Genomic DNA, 16,869 nt, shown 5'->3' on the forward strand with positions numbered 1-16,869 from the left:
AATAAATTTGAAGCGTTTTTTATTTGATTAACTTTACATATGCGATATATAGTACTATTGGCCATATTGCTGACCACGGGTATTGTCAAAGCACAACTGACCGAGGACAATGCAACTAAAACACGTTATTTTGAGGATCAGTTCTATCTTGGTCTTTCCTATAATTTTCTGGTAAACCATCCGGAAGGGTCTAATCAACGAAATCTTTCCTATGGCTTACAGGGCGGTATTATAAAAGATATGCCATTAAATGGCTCGGGAACCAAGGCTATTGGTATTGGTGTAGGTCTCGCGCTTAATAGTTATTATTCTAATTTGGTAGCTGAGGAGATTCAAGATGAAATCGTATATCGGCTCGATGATGATATTACTAGGAGTAAGCTAGAAACCCATTTAGTTGAATTCCCCTTAGAGTTTAGATGGAGAAATTCTACAGCAGACGATTATAAGTTTTGGAGAATTTATACCGGTATTAAAGCTGCCTATTTAATTGGTGCCCGTTCAAAATTTGTTGACGACGATATCAAAGAAGGTTTCTACAATACGGATCTTGAAAGATTTCAATATGGTCTTACCTTAAGTTTTGGTTACAATACCTTTAATTTCCATGCCTATTATGCCTTGTCAGACCTTTTTAATGGTACTACTATAGTAAATGGTGAGGTGCTCAAATATACCCCTTTAAGGGTTGGACTCATATTTTATATTCTATAGCCAGTAACGTACTGTTAGTAATTGGGATAGAATTCCGATAAAAAGTGCGGTAACGACTTCTATTCTGGTGTGAGCTCGTAAATAAAGGCGGGCGGTAATCACGCTTCCTGTGAGCAGGACAAAAATGCTTATGGCGATGATGAGATTAATCTCAAAATGGATACTTAAATTAATTAGATACATAAGTAATCCACTTACCCCAATGACATGAAGACTTGTTTTAATCTTAAAAAATAACATTAACAGGCTTGCCATTGCCGCACCTAATAACCCTGTAAAGTAAAAATAGAGTTCCGTAATATAATTATTTGGAATTACCTTATATAATATTAGCAGGAGTATGGAAATGTGAATGTACAAGGGGTATTTTCGTTCTGCTATATTTTCTAAAAACAAGGTATTAACCACGCCAAGATTCTTCAAAATTAGAAAGGTAACAATGGGGATGATGACCGTTAAGATGAAAATGGGTAAAATACTGGCACTTTGTACTTCAACAGGGGTGTATTTTGGTGTAATTAAGAAATAGGCTATTGTACCGCCTATGGGTATGAATAATGGATGTAAAATATAGGAAATAAGGTTGGAGAAAACTTTCATTAAATTTCCTTTCTCATTCGCGCCACTGGTATATTAAGCTGTTCCCTATATTTTGCTACCGTTCTTCTAGCTATAGGGTATCCTTTCTCTTTTAGGATGGCCGCTAATTTATCATCTGTCAACGGTTTTTTCTTAGTCTCGTTCTGTATAACCGTTTCCAGTATTTTTTTGATTTCCTTGGTAGATACATCTTCACCTTGTTCGTTTTTCATTGATTCGGAAAAATATTCCTTGATCAATTTAGTGCCATAAGGCGTATCTACATATTTACTATTGGCAACCCTGGAAACCGTTGAAACATCCATTCCTATTTCATCTGCAATATCTTTTAAGATCATAGGGCGCAAATTGCGTTCGTCACCGGTCAAAAAATATTCGCTTTGGTAGTGCATAATTGCGTTCATGGTAATGAACAAAGTTTGTTGGCGTTGACGTATAGCATCTATAAACCACTTGGCAGCATCTAATTTTTGCTTAATGAACATTACCGTATCTTTTTGTGATTTGGATTTGTCCTTTGCCTCCTTGTACCCTTTAAGCATATTACTATACTCTTTGGATACATGCAATTCTGGTGCATTGCGTCCATTTAAGGTCAGTTCTAGCTCACCATCTACTATTCTAATGGCAAAATCTGGAACTACATGTTCTATGATTCTATTGTTGCCCGAATAGGAGCCACCTGGTTTTGGATTTAGGCGTTCAATTTCACTTATTGCTTCCTTGAGCTCATCTTCGCTAATATTGTGTTTTTGAATTAATTTTTGATAATGTTTTTTTGTAAAATGTTCAAAAGACCTTTTTAAAATTGCCGTTGCAAGTTCAATGCTGGGTGTAATCTCTTTACGCTCTAATTGAATGATCAAACATTCTTCTAAAGAACGGGCTCCTACACCAGGTGGATCTAACTCTTGAACTATGCCCAAAATCCTGGTTATGGTCTCCTCGTCCGTATACACGTTTTGTGTAAAGGCCAGGTCATCCATTATGTCCGCAATAGGTCTTCTTATATAACCGCTTTCATCTACACTTCCAATAAGAAATTCTGCAATGGTCCATTCTTCATCATTAAGATAAACCGTGTTCAGTTGGTTCAATAAATGTTGATTGAAGGATGTACCCGCGGCATAGGGAACGCTTTTCTCTTCATCATCAGAACTATAATTATTTGCCTTGGTACGATAATCCGGTATTTCATCATCACTCAGATAATCATCTATATTGATGTCTTCCGTGTTAATGGTTTCGCTATCGGAATCTTGGTCGTAATTATCCTCAAATTCATCGTTAAGCGAATCTGATTCTTCTTTGCCTGTTTCTAACGCCGGGTTTTCCTCAATTTCTTGCATCAAACGTTGTTCAAATGCCTGTGTAGGTAATTGAATAAGCTTCATCAGCTGTATCTGCTGAGGCGATAGCTTTTGTGATAATTTAAACTGTAGGTGTTGTTTTAGCATTACTTTTTTCTAGACATGTAAAAGTAACGAAATCAACTTAGAATTCTGCATTCTGGGGTGTTCTTGGGAACGGAATTACATCTCTAATATTTCCCATACCTGTTGCAAAAAGTACCAAGCGCTCAAAACCAAGACCAAAACCACTATGTTCCGCGGTTCCAAACTTTCTCAGGTCCAAATACCACCAAAGTTCTTTTTCATCAATACCCAAATCCTTGATTTTTTGTTTAAGGACATCTAACCGCTCTTCTCGTTGCGATCCACCTACTATTTCCCCAATACCCGGAAAAAGAATATCCATGGCCCTAACAGTCTTGCCATCTTCGTTCAAGCGCATATAAAAGGCTTTTATTTTAGCAGGGTAATCAAATAGGATTACAGGGCATTTAAAATGCTTTTCCACTAAAAACCTTTCATGTTCACTTTGGAGATCGGTACCCCATTCCTCAATTGGGTATTTAAACTGTTTCTTTTTATTGGGCTTGCAATTTTTTAAAATTTCAATTGCTTCTGTATAACTTACGCGCTTAAAGTTATTATCAACTACAAATTTCAATTTTTCAATAAGTGGCATGTCACTACGCTGCGCTTGGGGCTTGGATTTTTCCTCGTCCAACAATCGTTTTTCAAGAAACTCCAAATCCTCTTGGCAATGGGTAAGGGTGTAGGTAATTACATTTTTAATAAAATCTTCCGCAAGATCCATATTGGCATCCAAATCAAAAAAGGCCATTTCCGGTTCTATCATCCAAAATTCTGCCAAATGTCTGGAAGTATTGGAATTTTCCGCCCTGAACGTTGGTCCAAAAGTATATACCTTGCCTAGGGCCATGGCATAAGCTTCTGCTTCCAATTGTCCTGAAACGGTCAAGTTGGTCTCTTTTCCAAAAAAGTCTTCCTTATAATTTACGGAGCCATCCTCGTTCAAAGGAGGATTTTTTTCATCTAATGTGGTCACCCTGAACATTTCGCCGGCACCTTCTGCATCGGAACCAGTAATAATAGGCGCGTGAAAGTAGTTGAAACCGTTTTCCCTAAAATAGTTATGTATAGCAAAAGATAGGGTAGACCTTACCCTCATAATGGCTGCAAATGTATTTGTCCTTATCCTTAAGTGGGCTTTTTCCCTTAAAAATTCCAAGGAGTGCTTTTTTGGTTGAATGGGATACTCTTCTGGGTCAGCTATACCCAACACTTCTAAATTGCTTACTTGTATCTCAACACTCTGGCCCCTACCTTGACTTTCTACCAAGGTGCCGGTAATTTTTAAAGCCGCTCCCGTATTTACTTTTTTCAATACGTCTTCATCGAACTTTTCAAAATCTACCACACATTGAATGGTGTTTAATGTAGACCCATCGTTTAGAGCAATGAACCTATTACTTCTAAAGGTTCTTACCCATCCTTTTATGGTGATTTCCTGTAATAAATCCTTACTGGACAAAAGTTCTTTAATTGTTGCTGAACGCATGCTGAATGAATTGGTTATTAAAACGTCAAAGATATGATTTTGTAAAAAAATAAATTGTCATGAGACCATTTAAAAGGAGGTATTATCTTGATCTATTTGCAGATTATTTTTCCTCTTTGGGCAAAATGTCTATTTGGGGTTTTTTAAGGGTTTGTTTGTTCGCAATACTTTTTTCCAAGGATAACAATAATGAAGGCAATAATATTAAATTGGCCAACATTGCCAATAGTAAGGTTGCGGAGACCAATGATCCCAATGCTACCGTACCCCCAAAATTAGAAATCACAAATACCGAAAAGCCAAAGAACAATACAATTGAGGTATAGAACATACTTACACCTGTTTCCCTAAGGGCATTGTAGACAGATTTTTCAATTCGCCACTTGTTGGCGGTCAGTTCTTGTCTGTACTTGGCCAGAAAATGTATGGTGTCATCTACAGAAATACCAAAAGCTATGCTAAAAACCAATATGGTAGAGGGTTTAATGGGAACGCCTACAAACCCCATGATTCCTGCAGTAATGACCAAAGGCAATAAATTTGGAATTAATGAAATAATGATCATTCTAAATGAGCGAAACAAATAGGCCATAAAAAGTGCAATTAGTCCAATAGCGAGCGCAAGGGACATAATTAAATTTTTTACCAAATACTTGGTTCCTTTTAAAAACAATAGGGCGCTACCGGTCATGTATACATTATATCGCTCTGATGGAAAGATTTTGGTAATGTTCTCTAACAGTCTTTCTTCTATCTGTTCCATTCTGCTGGTAGTAACATCGCGCATAAAAGTCGTAATCCTTGCGGTCTGTCCGGTACTATCCACAAAAGTGTCCAAAAGGTCGCTATTGTCCGTTGACTTTCGGGCTACATCCATTATAAAGGTATTTTCCTGACTTGTGGGAAGTTGGTAATATTTTGGTATGCCGTTATAAAATGCTTGTTTGGAGTATTTTACCAAATTAACGACTGAAACCGGTGAGGAGAGTTCTGGAATTTCATCGATGACCTCACTTAATTGATTCATGCGCTTAAGTGTTACCGGTTTTAAGACGCCCTTTGGATTTTTTGTATCCACTACTATTTCTACCGGCATTATACCTTTAAACTCTTTTTCAAAAAAACGGATATCATGAAAGAATTCGGCATTTTTTGGCATGTCTTCAATAGGACTTCCAGAAATTTTAATTTGATATATTCCAATAATGCTAAGTACTAAAAGGGCTATGGAAACAATATAGACGGTTATTCTTCTATGTCTTACTATACGCTCCATCCAGCTTACAAATGCATCTATCCACTTTTTGTTCAAATGCTTAAGATGTTTTGTCTTCGGAAGGGACATAAAACTGTATACAATTGGAATAATCAATAAGGATAGTATGAAAATTCCAATAATATTGATCGATGCTACAATGCCAAATTCCTTTAGAAGCTTGCTATCCGTAATAATAAATGTTGCAAAACCGGATGCAGTGGTAATGTTCGTCATTAACGTTGCATTGCCAATTTTGGATATAACCCTTTGTAATGACAATGCCTGATTACCGTGCTTCTTTACTTCTTGTTGATATTTGTTGATTAGAAATATACAGTTTGGAATTCCTATGACAATAATTAATGGAGGAATAAGTGCTGTTAAAACGGTAATTTCATACTGTAAAAGGCCTAAAAGTCCAAATGCCCACATTACCCCAATAATCACCACGCACATAGAGATGAACGTAGCTCTAATACTTCTAAAAAAGAAGAAAAATATCAGTGAGGTTACCCCAAGGGCAGCTAAAATAAATTTTCCGATTTCATCAATGATGTTTTGTGAGTTCATAGTGCGTACATACGGCATTCCCGATATATGAACATCCAAGCCGGTCTCTTTTTCAAAATTTTTGACGACCGTATTCAAGTCTTGTAAAATGAAATCCTTCCTCACCGTGGTATTGACAATATCTTTGTCTAGATATACAATGGTGCGTAATGTGCGACTTTCCTTATTGAAAATTAGATTTTCGTAAAATGGTAGGTTTTGAAAAAGATGATCGGTAATACTGTCTATCTGTTTTTGCGAAGTCAACTCGCCAGAAATTAATGGCCGCATTTTAAACTCCTGTTTCTCATTGTCCTTAATGAGTTCTTGGAGATTGTCCGTAGATACCACGAATTCAACCTCCGGAAACGCACCCAATTGTTTGCTCAGTTTGTTCCATCTATTGAAATTTTCCACAGAAAAAAGGGCGCTATCACGTATGGCAAAAACCACCGCATTGCCTTCTTCCCCAAATTTCTTTAAAAATTCTTGGTATTGTTGATTTACAGGATGGTCATCTGGTAAAAGATTGGTCTGCGAACTGGAGAATCGCATATGTTGCCATTGCATGGCCATGAAAATTGTAAATCCGGTAATTAGTAATAAGATTAAAATCCTATTACGAAGAATAATGTTTGCCGTTTTTGGCCAAAATCCTTTAGTAAGTTTAGCTACCATAACTGTTTTTGCAGGTGCCAAAGGTAACCAATAGGTACATTTGTTCCTAAACAGAAAAGTTTAAAATTATTACAAAACAAGAAAGCTACCTTAAGAAGGTAGCTCTGGTAATCTTATTGTGATAAGAATTTTAAACTTTCATGATCTCTGCTTCTTTTTTAAGTAAGAAATCATCTATCTTTTTTGTAAAAGCATCGGTTAGGTCTTGAACGTCTGCCGTTGCATTTTTCTGAAAATCTTCTGAAATATCCAAATCCTTTATCTCCTTATTGGCATCTTGTCTTGCACTACGCACGCCCACTTTAGCATGTTCCGCTTCTGCTTTGGCTTGTTTTGTTAATTGAATTCTGCGTTCTTCCGTTAATGGCGGTACATTAATTATGATCATATCGCCATTGTTCATAGGGTTAAACCCTAAATTGGAATTCATGATTGCTTTTTCAATTTCTTGTAGCATTCCCTTCTCCCATGGTTGGACGGATATTGTACGGCCATCTGGTGTATTGATATTGGCAACCTGGGCCAAAGGTGTCTGTGATCCATAGTAATCCACCAAAACGGAGGATAACATTGCCGGACTGGCCTTACCTGCACGAATTTTTAAAAATTCACGTTCAAGATGCGCTATAGCGGCAGCCATACTTTCTTTTGTTGCGTCTAAAACAAATTGTACTTCTTCGTTCATAAAATAAGAATATTACTTTCGCTAAACATAAACTATACCAAAAATTAAATGTTTACGGTAGTACCAATGGTCTGTCCATCAACTATTTTCAATAAGTTTCCTTTTTTGTTCATATCAAATACTACAATAGGCAGTTCATTTTCTTGGCTTAAGGTAAAGGCAGTGGTGTCCATTACCTTTAACCCCTTGGTCAAGACATCTTGAAAGGAAATAGAATCGAATTTTGTTGCATTCTTATCTTTTTCAGGATCTGCGGTATAGATACCATCTACACGAGTTCCCTTAAGAATTACATCGGCCTCTATTTCAATGGCCCTTAATACCGCAGCGGAATCTGTAGTAAAGTACGGGTTTCCGGTTCCACCACCAAATATAACAACCCTGCCTTTTTCCAAATGTCTCATTGCCCTTCTTCTAATAAAAGGCTCGGCAACCTCATTAATTTTTATGGCAGACTGTAACCTAGTCTGTACGCCACACATTTCCAATGCACTTTGTAGGGCAAGTCCGTTAATAACTGTAGCCAGCATTCCCATATGGTCTCCCTGTACACGGTCCATTCCGGTAGCTGCCCCGGTAAGGCCCCTAAAAATATTACCGCCACCAATCACAATGGCTACCTCAATACCCTTGTCTACCACTTGTTTAATTTCTTCCGCATATTCGTTAAGACGGTTAGAGTCTATGCCATATTGTTTTTCACCCATTAAGGCTTCGCCGCTTAACTTTAGAAGAATTCTTTTGTAGTGCATTTTAAATTTTTATTTGACATCAAAAATAATGAAAATATTTGTTGGGTGTGGTCAATAATTCATACAACAAGGTCAATAATTAGTGATGTTGGGTGTTCACCATTATTTCTATCTTTAGCGTCGTTTAAATAAAAGCTTATCTAACAATAGATTACTATGAAAAAAATAATTTTAATTGGGCTTATGGCCCTGTTGCTTAATGCATGTGGTGCCGGTAAGGGAGCGGTATCTAACAACCCTAATCCAATAATTACGACCATAGACTTGGTCAATGTAGTAGATGACCGAGTTAAAGTGATTTTGGATCCGGATAAATTTACGCTGCCGGATGTTGTTTTTAAAATGCCCAAAACTGTTCCCGGAACATATAGTACAGATAATTATGGTCAGTATATTACGGGTTTGGAAGCCTTGGATTATGATGGGAAAACATTAGTTGTAGAGCAACTAGATGACAATTCATGGCGTATTGCCAATGGAACTAAGTTAGATAAAATACAGTATTGGGTAAATGACACGTATGATTCTGAAAATGATGTGGAAGATGCTGTATTTTCCCCTGCAGGTACCAATATAGCAGTGGGTAAAAATTATGTTCTAAATCTACATGGTTTTGTTGGTTATTTTGATGGTTTTAAAGAACAACCGTATCATATATTAATCCAAAAGCCTACCGGTTTGTCTGCTACAACATCATTGCCAATTGCTCTGGATAATAAATCTGATATGTCTTTGGATACATTTATAGCTAGCAGGTATTTTGAGGTGATAGACAATCCAATTATGTACGCTAAGCCCAACACCGAAAGTTTTGAAATAAATGGTATTAAGGTTACTTTAAGCCTATACTCGCCTAATGGAGTATATAAAGCAGCAGATTTAAGGGATAGAATGGTTACCATGATGGGGGCACAAAAGAAATTTTTAGGTGATGTGGACGCAACCAAGGAGTATAATATTCTGTTGTATTTGTCCGATATCAATGTACCGGATGCCCATGGTTTTGGAGCATTGGAACATCATACTTCTACAGTTGTGGTCTTACCTGAAGCTATGCCAAAAGATAGGTTGGAGCAAGCTATGGTAGATGTAGTCTCCCATGAATTTTTTCATATTGTAACTCCATTGAGCGTACATTCTAAAGAGATTCAATTCTTTGATTTTAATGCACCTAAAATGTCACAGCATTTATGGATGTATGAGGGAACAACCGAATATTTTGCCAATCTATTTCAAATTCAGCAAGGATTGATAAATGAAGATGAGTTTTATGATAGAATGTTAGCTAAAATAGACAATTCCAAGTTTTATGATGATGAAATGTCCTTTACGGTCATGAGTAAGAATATATTAAACGAACCCTACGAGGCTAACTATGCCAATGTATATGAGAAAGGTGCCTTGATCAATATGTGCCTAGACCTATTGTTACGAGAAAAAAGTAAAGGTGAAAAAGGTGTATTATGGTTAATGAAGGAACTTTCTAAAAAATATGGGGTTGACAAGCCTTTTAATGATGATGATTTGTTCAGGGAAATTATTGCAATGACCTATCCTGAGGTTGGTGTGTTTTTTAATACCCATGTCATTGGTTCTACCCCTATAGATTATACTGAATTTTTAAACAAAGTAGGTCTTGACATTATGGACGAGCAACAGCAAACAAGTTATTTTTTTGACGGTCAGGTCCCATATATAGATGTGGATGTACAAAATGATAGTGTGGTATTTATCAGGGAGGGCATTCAACTTAATTCTTTTTTTAATGACTTAAAATTACAAGGTGGCGATATTTTAAAGACAATAGATGACCAGGAAGTATCCGTAGATGGATTGCGTCCAATTATACAGGATAGCTTTAGTTGGTCTGCCGAACGCCCTATAAGAATGGTTGTGGATAGGGAAGGTGAGATAGTCCCTGTAGAAGGTATGGTAGGTACTCCCTATAAAATGGTTAAGAAAGTAGTTTCTCAAGATAATGCCGGACCAGAAAAAATTGCGCTGAGAAATGCTTGGTTAAAGGGAATAAATGAATAATACGTAGGTAGTAAACATTCTAATGATAGCGCATAAAAAAACCGTCTACTTTTTAAAGTAAGACGGTTTTTTATTGAGTTAGTTAAATTGTAATTATCCCAATGCAACTCTTTTAAATCCTACCACCTCTAAATTGGCGTCAACAGATTTAACGTATTGGGCAACGCTTTGCTTGCTGTCTTTAATAAAATCTTGGTTTACCAAGGTATTGTCCTTAAAGAACCTTTTTATTTTTCCTTTTGCAATGTTATCAAGCATTGCTTCTGGCTTTCCTTCTTGACGTAATTGATCTTTTGCAATTTCAATTTCCTTGTCAATAACCGTTTGGTCAACACCATTTTCGTTTAGTGCTACAGGGTTCATTGCTGCTGCTTGCATAGAAACATCCTTTGCAACTTCCTCAGCACCTGCAACTGCTGCAGATAGACCTGTTAAAACTGCAATTTTATTTCCTGCATGTATATAAGAACCAACAAAAGGAGCGCTTAAGGTTTCAAAACCACCTATCTCTATTTTTTCACCGATAACACCAGTTTGCTCAGTTAGTTTTTCTTGAACGGTCATGCCTTTGTAATCAGCGGCCAAGAACGCTTCTTTGGAATCAAAGTTGATTGCCAATTCTGCCAATTCAGTAGCCAATGTTACAAAAGTTTCGTTTTTAGCAACGAAATCGGTCTCACAGTTAAGGGAAATAATAACACCACTTGTGTTATCATCGTTCACTTTAGCGATCGCTGCACCTTCAGAAGAATCCCTGTCAGCTCTTTTAGCTGCTACTTTTTGACCTTTTTTACGAAGAATTTCAATTGCACTTTCAAAATCGCCATCGGCTTCAACCAATGCCTTTTTGCAATCCATCATTCCTGCACCAGTAGTTTTTCTTAATCTATTAACTTCTGCAGCTGTAATCTTTGCCATTTTTTTAACTTTTAGTGTACCCGTTTTAATGGGCTATTCTTAAATTTATTTATATCAAAAAAGAAAATGTTATTCTACACCACCTTTGGTGTTGTCCTGCCACTCCTTAAGCTCGTCCCACTTTCCTTCGGCAGCCATTTTAGCTTGCTTTGGCCATGATGTAGGATCTAAATGAGCCATTCTAGAGCTGGCCTCGGTCAAGATTTCCTTAATCTTGTCGGCATCACCTTTAGAAAGGTCGGCAAATGTAGCTATACCTGCAGCAACTAGGGCTTCTGCGGCTTTAGGGCCAATGCCTTCAACCTTGGTTAAGTCATCAGCTTCAGTTTTTGCATCTTTGGCAACTGCTTCTTGGGTAGCTTCTACGTCTACTTCAACATTAGGTACCTTAGCTACAACAGGAGCTGGTTTTGTATCAACTTTTGCAGGAGTAGGTTCGGGAGTATCTACTGCTTCTTTTTTCTTAGGAGCTTTCTCTTTTTTGCTTTCTGATTTTCCTTCGGCAGCTTCTGCTTTTTCGGACTTACGTGCTGCAAGACCTTCTGCAATAGCATTGGTAACCTCTGTCATGATGATGTCAATAGATTTTGAAGCATCGTCATTGGAAGGAATCAAATAATCAACATCTCTAGGGTCACAGTTGGTATCTACCATGGCGAAGATAGGAATGTTCAATTTTTGCGCTTCCTTAACGGCAATATGCTCTCTCATGGTATCAACAATGAAAAGTGCACCAGGTAAACGTGTCATTTCTGAAATGGAACCTAAGTTCTTTTCCAATTTAGCGCGTAAACGATCTACTTGTAATCTTTCCTTTTTGGAAAGTGTAAGGAACGTACCATCTTTTTTCATTCTATCGATAGAAGCCATTTTTTTAACGGCTTTACGAATAGTAACAAAATTGGTCAGCATACCACCTGGCCATCTTTCAGTAATGTATGGCATGTTTACGTTGGCCGCTTTTTCGGCAACAATGTCCTTTGCTTGTTTTTTGGTAGCTACAAAAAGAATTTTTCTTCCAGATGCTGCAATTTTACTAAGAGCCTCATTGGTCTCATCTAATTTTGCAACTGTTTTGTAAAGGTTGATTACGTGAATACCGTTACGCTCCATGTAGATGTAAGGAGCCATGTTTGGATTCCACTTTCTGGTTAGGTGGCCAAAATGCACACCTGCTTCTAATAATTGTTTTACTTCGACTCTCGCCATTTTTAAATTTAGTTTACGTTCTTATGAATTAGCAATGGTAAAGTGGTATCCGCAAATTGCAAAAGCCTTCACCATTTAGATGCTAAACTAATTTACCTTTAACCACAAATTGGGCTAGAGGATTTTTAATTGTCCTAAATGGACTTTCAATGAACTTGTTAATATTCTGGAATATCCAGTATGAAATAAAATATAAAATAGGCACCCAAAAAGGGTGCCCTGTACTCTTGACTCTCGAATTAACGTTTCGAGAATTGGAATTTCTTACGTGCTTTCTTCTGACCGAATTTCTTACGTTCAACCATTCTTGGGTCTCTCGTCAACAAACCTTCCGGCTTCAAAATGCTTCTGTTTTCGGCATCTATTTCACACATTGCTCTTGAAAGTGCAAGACGAATAGCTTCTGCCTGACCAGTAATACCACCACCGTAAACATTGACCTTAACATCGTAAGTATCCAAACTTTCGGTTAATGTAAATGGTTGCTTTACCTTGTACTGTAATGTAGCAGTTGGGAAGTATACACTTAAATCTTTATTGTTAATGGTAATGTCGCCATTTCCATCAGAAAGATAAACTCTCGCTACAGCGGTCTTTCTACGACCAATTTTATGAATTACTTCCATCTTATTTAATATCTTTTAAATTAACAACAGTAGGCTTTTGAGCTTCTTGACCATGCTCCGTTCCTGCATAAACCTTTAGGTTTCTAAAAAGGTCGGCACCTAATCTGTTCTTGGGCAACATACCTTTTATAGCTTTTTCAAGAATACCTTCTGGATTTTTTTCCAAAAGTTGTTTAACCGATGTGGTACGTTGACCACCTGGGTAACCTGTATATCTTAAGTAAACCTTGCTGGACCACTTGTTTCCTGAAAGAGCAATTTTCTCTGCATTGATAATTACAACATTATCACCACAATCTACGTGCGGAGTAAAACTTGGCTTATGCTTTCCTCTCAACAAATAGGCAACTTTAGAAGCAACACGCCCTAATGTTTCTCCTTCGGCATCTACCAATAACCACTCTTTGTTTACAGTTGTTCTGTTGGCCGAAACGGTCTTATAACTTAATGTATCCACTACTGCTATTTTTAACTATTATTATAATCAATCCCGTCAAACGGGCTGCAAATCTACAACTATTAACTTGAATTGCAAATACTTGTTTCTATATTTTTTCTTTTTTATTTCATTTTCAACTTCTTTCAGGATACATACTGTTAAACTTGGTCAAATTTAGCGATCTACTGTAACAGTATTACAATTTTATCGTCACTTATATACATCAATCAAAGACCAACCATTAATGAATTTCAAAGTTCTTGCAAATTTTGCATTTTTATGCATCTTTTCAATTGCATTTAGTCAAAAGGATAGTGTTAGGGTGATAAGGGAGTATACTACGGCCCCATTACCGATCAATGAACATATTGCCATAGACGGTGTTTTATCGGATACAGGTTGGGAACATGTTCCGTGGGACGGCAATTTTACGGTATATGAGCCCAACAACGGCCAACGGCCACGTCAACTTACACAATTTAAGATTACCTACGATGCAAAATATTTGTATGTAGCCGTTAAATGTTTGGACAGTGTGCCATCAAGTATTGAAAAGCGACTTGCCAGAAGGGATAATTTCGCTGGAGATTGGATAGAGATAAACATTGATAGTTACCATGATAAGCGAACCGGCTTTTCGTTCAACGTTTCTGCGGCTGGTGTAAAGGGCGATGAGTTCATATCACAGAACGGAGATAATTGGGATGCTAGCTGGAACCCTATTTGGTATACCGCGACCCAGATTGGTGAAATTGGCTGGACCGCAGAAATGAAAATTCCCTTTAGTCAATTAAAATTTGGTACTGCAGAAGAACAGGTTTGGGGATTACAATTACATAGAAGATTGTTCCGGGACGAGGAGCGTTCAATTTGGCAATCCATACCATTGGAGTCTCCTGGATGGGTCAGCGAATTTGGGATCCTAAAAGGGTTAAAAAACATACAACCACAAAAACAACTAGAAATTCAGCCCTTTTTGGTAAATCAATATGATAGCTATCCCAAACAAGAGGGCAATCCGTTTAAAGATGGGCGTGATTATGTTTTAAATGCAGGTTTGGATGCCAAAATTGGTATTACCAATGACCTTACGTTGGATTTAACCGTAAATCCGGATTTTGGCCAAGTAGATGCCGACCCAGGTGCAATTGCATTGGATGGGTTTCAGATATTCTTTGAAGAACGGCGTCCTTTTTTCATAGAGAATAAAAATATATTCGATTATGAATTTGCCGACGGTAATGACAATGTGTTCTATAGTAGACGAATAGGTAGAAGTCCTCAGAAATCTGTGAACGCTGTAGCCGGCGAGTATGTTGACCTGCCCATTAATTCCACTATCCTGGGCGCAGCCAAGTTTTCCGGTAAAACAAAAGATGGTTGGTCCTTGGGATTAATGGAAAGTGTTACCGGTAAAATGTTTGCGGAGGTCGGTAGTTTTGACGGGGAAAAACGCTCAGAACTAGTAGAGCCATTGACCAACTATTTGGTGGCTAGGGTGCAAAAGGATTTTAATGAAAGAAACTCTTTTGTGGGAGGTATATTTACCGCTACAAATAGAAATCTGACCTCTGAACTGGAATTTTTGCGCAAGGCTGCGTACACTGGTGGGTTGGATTTTAGGCATAGCTGGAAAAATAGAAATTATTATTTGGAAGGTAATTTTGTTGGGAGTCATGTAGTGGGCAGTGAAAACGCAATTGTGAATACTCAACGTAGCATTACGCATTTATTTCAGCGTGTTGATGCAAGCCATGTAAATGTTGATCCAAACAGGACGTCTTTAACGGGGACGGGGGGTAAACTGGAAATTGGCAAAACCGGGGGAGGAAGTTGGCGTTATAATGGTGGTTTTGTATGGCGATCGCCAGAATTGGAACTGAATGACATAGGTTTTTTAAGACAGGCAGATGAAATTAAACAAACGGCCCAAATTAGAAAGTTGTTCCTGAAGCCCACCAATTTTTATAGAAGGGCGCAAATTGGTTTTGAGCAATATACCACTTATGATTTTGAGGGTAATTACAATAGAATTCAATATGAGATGCAAGGGTTCATCAACTATAAGAACAATTGGTGGACAGAAATAGGGGCGGCCCATAAACCTAGAATTTTTTCCAACACCGTTTTAAGGGGCGGCCCAAGGTGGAGATGGTCAGAAGAGAATTTTGCCTATTTGTTCTTTGGTTCGGATAACAGAAAAAAGTTCAATTTTACGTTGGGTTATGTCAACAGTCAAGCTGCACAAAATAATTTTTCGCTAGAACGGTATGTGCTTCGTTTTTACTATCAACCTTTTGATGCCTTTAGCCTCTCCGTATCTTCGGAGTATGAGGAAAATCCAAACAGGACCCAATATGTAACGGAGACCAGTATCAATGGTCTGCCCAGATATATTACTGGAAATATTGACCAGCGAACATTTAGTACCTCCATCCGGTTTAATTATAGTATTAACCCAAACTTATCAATTCAGTATTACGGACAACCCTTTATATCCAGAGGTATATATACAGATTTCAATTATGTAGCCAATTCATTGGCAAAAAATATCAATGAACGGGTCACCTTATTTAACCAAGACCAACTTACTAGTACAGAAACGGGTAATTCTTATAGTATAGATGAAAACTTGGACGGAACGGTAGATTATCAAATTGTGAATCCAGATTTTTCTTTTGTACAATTTAGGTCCAATCTGGTGGTTAGATGGGAATATGTACCTGGTAGCGAAATTTTTCTGGTCTGGTCCCAAGGTGTTGCAGGTTTGGCAAACCCGTATGATACCTTAGGAAGTAATTTGGATGGTCAAATTTTTGGAGAAAAAAAGGACAACACCTTTTTGATAAAAGCTACTTACCGTTTCATCCTTTAAATTTTAATTAGGTTCACTTAATTTTTGTGATGAAATAATAAGTCTATAATTTCGTTCTAAGAGACTGTTAACCAAACCTAATAATTATGTACAGGAATTTTTTAATGCTACTAGGATGTGCCTTGGTGTTCATGTCATGTAGCTCAGATAAAAACGATAAAGCTGTAGAAGAGGAATTATCGCTTAATACTTTAGTAGGAACTTGGAACGCAACGGAACTTAGGATAGACAATAATACCGCAAGTGATGATGCTAAATTGGCAAAAGGTATTTTGGACCTTTTAACGGATAAGGAATGTTATGTAGTGACATTAAAATTCAATGAAGATTTAACGGCATCTGCAAGAAACGCAGCCAGTTATGTGGAGTTAGACTTTACATCATCCAGTTTTGATGTGCCCTGTCCTACGCAATATGATGAGGAATCTACAACCTATTCTTTTGAAAACGGAGTTGTAACTACTACGGATAGTAATGGAGAAGTTTTAATGATAGATGTTTCAATTAGTGGTGATGTCATGACCGTAGATGCTACAGATCTTGATATCCCTAATTTTACAGATAGTGGTGAGCTAATTTTTGTACGACAGTAATTACTATT

General features: G+C 37.4%; 14 protein-coding genes. 4 read left to right on the top strand and 10 right to left on the bottom strand.

Annotated elements, in window-relative coordinates:
• Nucleotides 1-39 precede the first annotated feature (39 nt).
• A complete protein-coding gene (locus CHB68_RS02630) occupies nucleotides 40-714 on the top strand; it encodes a porin family protein (protein WP_089259272.1) in 675 nt (224 codons plus the stop codon).
• Here CHB68_RS02630 and CHB68_RS02635 read toward each other — a convergent pair.
• The 6 genes from CHB68_RS02635 to pyrH form a co-directional block, all read right to left on the bottom strand.
• A complete protein-coding gene (locus CHB68_RS02635; RefSeq protein WP_089259274.1) occupies nucleotides 709-1,314 on the bottom strand; it encodes a hypothetical protein in 606 nt (201 codons plus the stop codon). The two genes, CHB68_RS02630 and CHB68_RS02635, sit on opposite strands and share 6 nt — an antisense overlap.
• A complete protein-coding gene (gene rpoN / locus CHB68_RS02640) occupies nucleotides 1,314-2,771 on the bottom strand; it encodes an RNA polymerase factor sigma-54 (RefSeq protein ID WP_089259276.1) in 1,458 nt (485 codons plus the stop codon). Before rpoN ends, CHB68_RS02635 begins: the two co-directional genes overlap by 1 nt.
• A gap of 37 nt (nucleotides 2,772-2,808) precedes the next feature.
• A complete protein-coding gene (gene asnS / locus CHB68_RS02645) occupies nucleotides 2,809-4,242 on the bottom strand; it encodes an asparagine--tRNA ligase (RefSeq protein ID WP_089259278.1) in 1,434 nt (477 codons plus the stop codon).
• Between the two features lie 103 nt (nucleotides 4,243-4,345).
• The gene (locus CHB68_RS02650; protein ID WP_089259280.1) at nucleotides 4,346-6,727 is read right to left on the bottom strand and encodes an efflux RND transporter permease subunit; all 2,382 of its coding nucleotides are present in this window, start codon (nucleotides 6,725-6,727) and stop codon (nucleotides 4,346-4,348) included.
• Between the two features lie 130 nt (nucleotides 6,728-6,857).
• Nucleotides 6,858-7,412, bottom strand: a complete 555-nt coding sequence (gene frr / locus CHB68_RS02655) for a ribosome recycling factor (RefSeq protein ID WP_089259282.1) — start codon at nucleotides 7,410-7,412, stop codon at nucleotides 6,858-6,860.
• A 44-nt stretch (nucleotides 7,413-7,456) separates the two neighbouring features.
• On the bottom strand, nucleotides 7,457-8,164 hold the full coding sequence (gene pyrH, locus CHB68_RS02660; RefSeq protein ID WP_089259284.1) for a UMP kinase: 708 nt from the start codon (nucleotides 8,162-8,164) through the stop codon (nucleotides 7,457-7,459).
• A gap of 156 nt (nucleotides 8,165-8,320) precedes the next feature.
• On the opposite strand from pyrH, the gene CHB68_RS02665 reads away from it, so the two are divergent.
• Complete coding sequence (locus tag CHB68_RS02665; RefSeq protein ID WP_089259286.1) at nucleotides 8,321-10,201, top strand: M61 family metallopeptidase; 1,881 nt, start codon at nucleotides 8,321-8,323, stop codon at nucleotides 10,199-10,201.
• 93 nt (nucleotides 10,202-10,294) lie between these two features.
• Here the strand turns inward: CHB68_RS02665 and tsf are convergent, their stop codons facing one another.
• From tsf to rplM, 4 genes are all read right to left on the bottom strand, one after another.
• Complete coding sequence (gene tsf, locus CHB68_RS02670; protein WP_089259288.1) at nucleotides 10,295-11,119, bottom strand: translation elongation factor Ts; 825 nt, start codon at nucleotides 11,117-11,119, stop codon at nucleotides 10,295-10,297.
• A gap of 69 nt (nucleotides 11,120-11,188) precedes the next feature.
• Nucleotides 11,189-12,328 carry a 30S ribosomal protein S2 gene (gene rpsB, locus CHB68_RS02675; protein WP_089259290.1) on the bottom strand — a complete coding sequence of 380 codons (1,140 nt, stop codon included), beginning with the start codon at nucleotides 12,326-12,328 and terminating at the stop codon, nucleotides 11,189-11,191.
• A gap of 239 nt (nucleotides 12,329-12,567) precedes the next feature.
• A complete protein-coding gene (gene rpsI, locus CHB68_RS02680; protein ID WP_089259292.1) occupies nucleotides 12,568-12,954 on the bottom strand; it encodes a 30S ribosomal protein S9 in 387 nt (128 codons plus the stop codon).
• 1 nt (nucleotide 12,955) lies between these two features.
• Nucleotides 12,956-13,411 carry a 50S ribosomal protein L13 gene (rplM, locus tag CHB68_RS02685; protein ID WP_089259294.1) on the bottom strand — a complete coding sequence of 152 codons (456 nt, stop codon included), beginning with the start codon at nucleotides 13,409-13,411 and terminating at the stop codon, nucleotides 12,956-12,958.
• Nucleotides 13,412-13,637: 226 nt separating this feature from the next.
• On the opposite strand from rplM, the gene CHB68_RS02690 reads away from it, so the two are divergent.
• A complete protein-coding gene (locus CHB68_RS02690; RefSeq protein WP_089259296.1) occupies nucleotides 13,638-16,268 on the top strand; it encodes a DUF5916 domain-containing protein in 2,631 nt (876 codons plus the stop codon).
• Nucleotides 16,269-16,354: 86 nt separating this feature from the next.
• On the top strand, nucleotides 16,355-16,861 hold the full coding sequence (locus CHB68_RS02695; RefSeq protein WP_089259298.1) for a lipocalin family protein: 507 nt from the start codon (nucleotides 16,355-16,357) through the stop codon (nucleotides 16,859-16,861).
• Nucleotides 16,862-16,869: the final 8 nt, after the last annotated feature.

The sequence above is a fragment of the Maribacter sedimenticola genome, from assembly GCF_900188415.1.
Taxonomy (GTDB): Bacteria; Bacteroidota; Bacteroidia; order Flavobacteriales; family Flavobacteriaceae; genus Maribacter; species Maribacter sedimenticola.

Bases quoted from the DNA above. Each gene is read 5' to 3' on its own strand.
- CHB68_RS02630 (WP_089259272.1), top strand. From the start codon at position 40: ATGCGATATATAGTACTATTGGCCATATTGCTGACCACGGGTATTGTC.
- CHB68_RS02635 (WP_089259274.1), bottom strand. From the start codon at position 1,314: ATGAAAGTTTTCTCCAACCTTATTTCCTATATTTTACATCCATTATTC.
- rpoN (WP_089259276.1), bottom strand. From the start codon at position 2,771: ATGCTAAAACAACACCTACAGTTTAAATTATCACAAAAGCTATCGCCT.
- asnS (WP_089259278.1), bottom strand. From the start codon at position 4,242: ATGCGTTCAGCAACAATTAAAGAACTTTTGTCCAGTAAGGATTTATTA.
- CHB68_RS02650 (WP_089259280.1), bottom strand. From the start codon at position 6,727: ATGGTAGCTAAACTTACTAAAGGATTTTGGCCAAAAACGGCAAACATT.
- frr (WP_089259282.1), bottom strand. From the start codon at position 7,412: ATGAACGAAGAAGTACAATTTGTTTTAGACGCAACAAAAGAAAGTATG.
- pyrH (WP_089259284.1), bottom strand. From the start codon at position 8,164: ATGCACTACAAAAGAATTCTTCTAAAGTTAAGCGGCGAAGCCTTAATG.
- CHB68_RS02665 (WP_089259286.1), top strand. From the start codon at position 8,321: ATGAAAAAAATAATTTTAATTGGGCTTATGGCCCTGTTGCTTAATGCA.
- tsf (WP_089259288.1), bottom strand. From the start codon at position 11,119: ATGGCAAAGATTACAGCTGCAGAAGTTAATAGATTAAGAAAAACTACT.
- rpsB (WP_089259290.1), bottom strand. From the start codon at position 12,328: ATGGCGAGAGTCGAAGTAAAACAATTATTAGAAGCAGGTGTGCATTTT.
- rpsI (WP_089259292.1), bottom strand. From the start codon at position 12,954: ATGGAAGTAATTCATAAAATTGGTCGTAGAAAGACCGCTGTAGCGAGA.
- CHB68_RS02690 (WP_089259296.1), top strand. From the start codon at position 13,638: ATGAATTTCAAAGTTCTTGCAAATTTTGCATTTTTATGCATCTTTTCA.
- CHB68_RS02695 (WP_089259298.1), top strand. From the start codon at position 16,355: ATGTACAGGAATTTTTTAATGCTACTAGGATGTGCCTTGGTGTTCATG.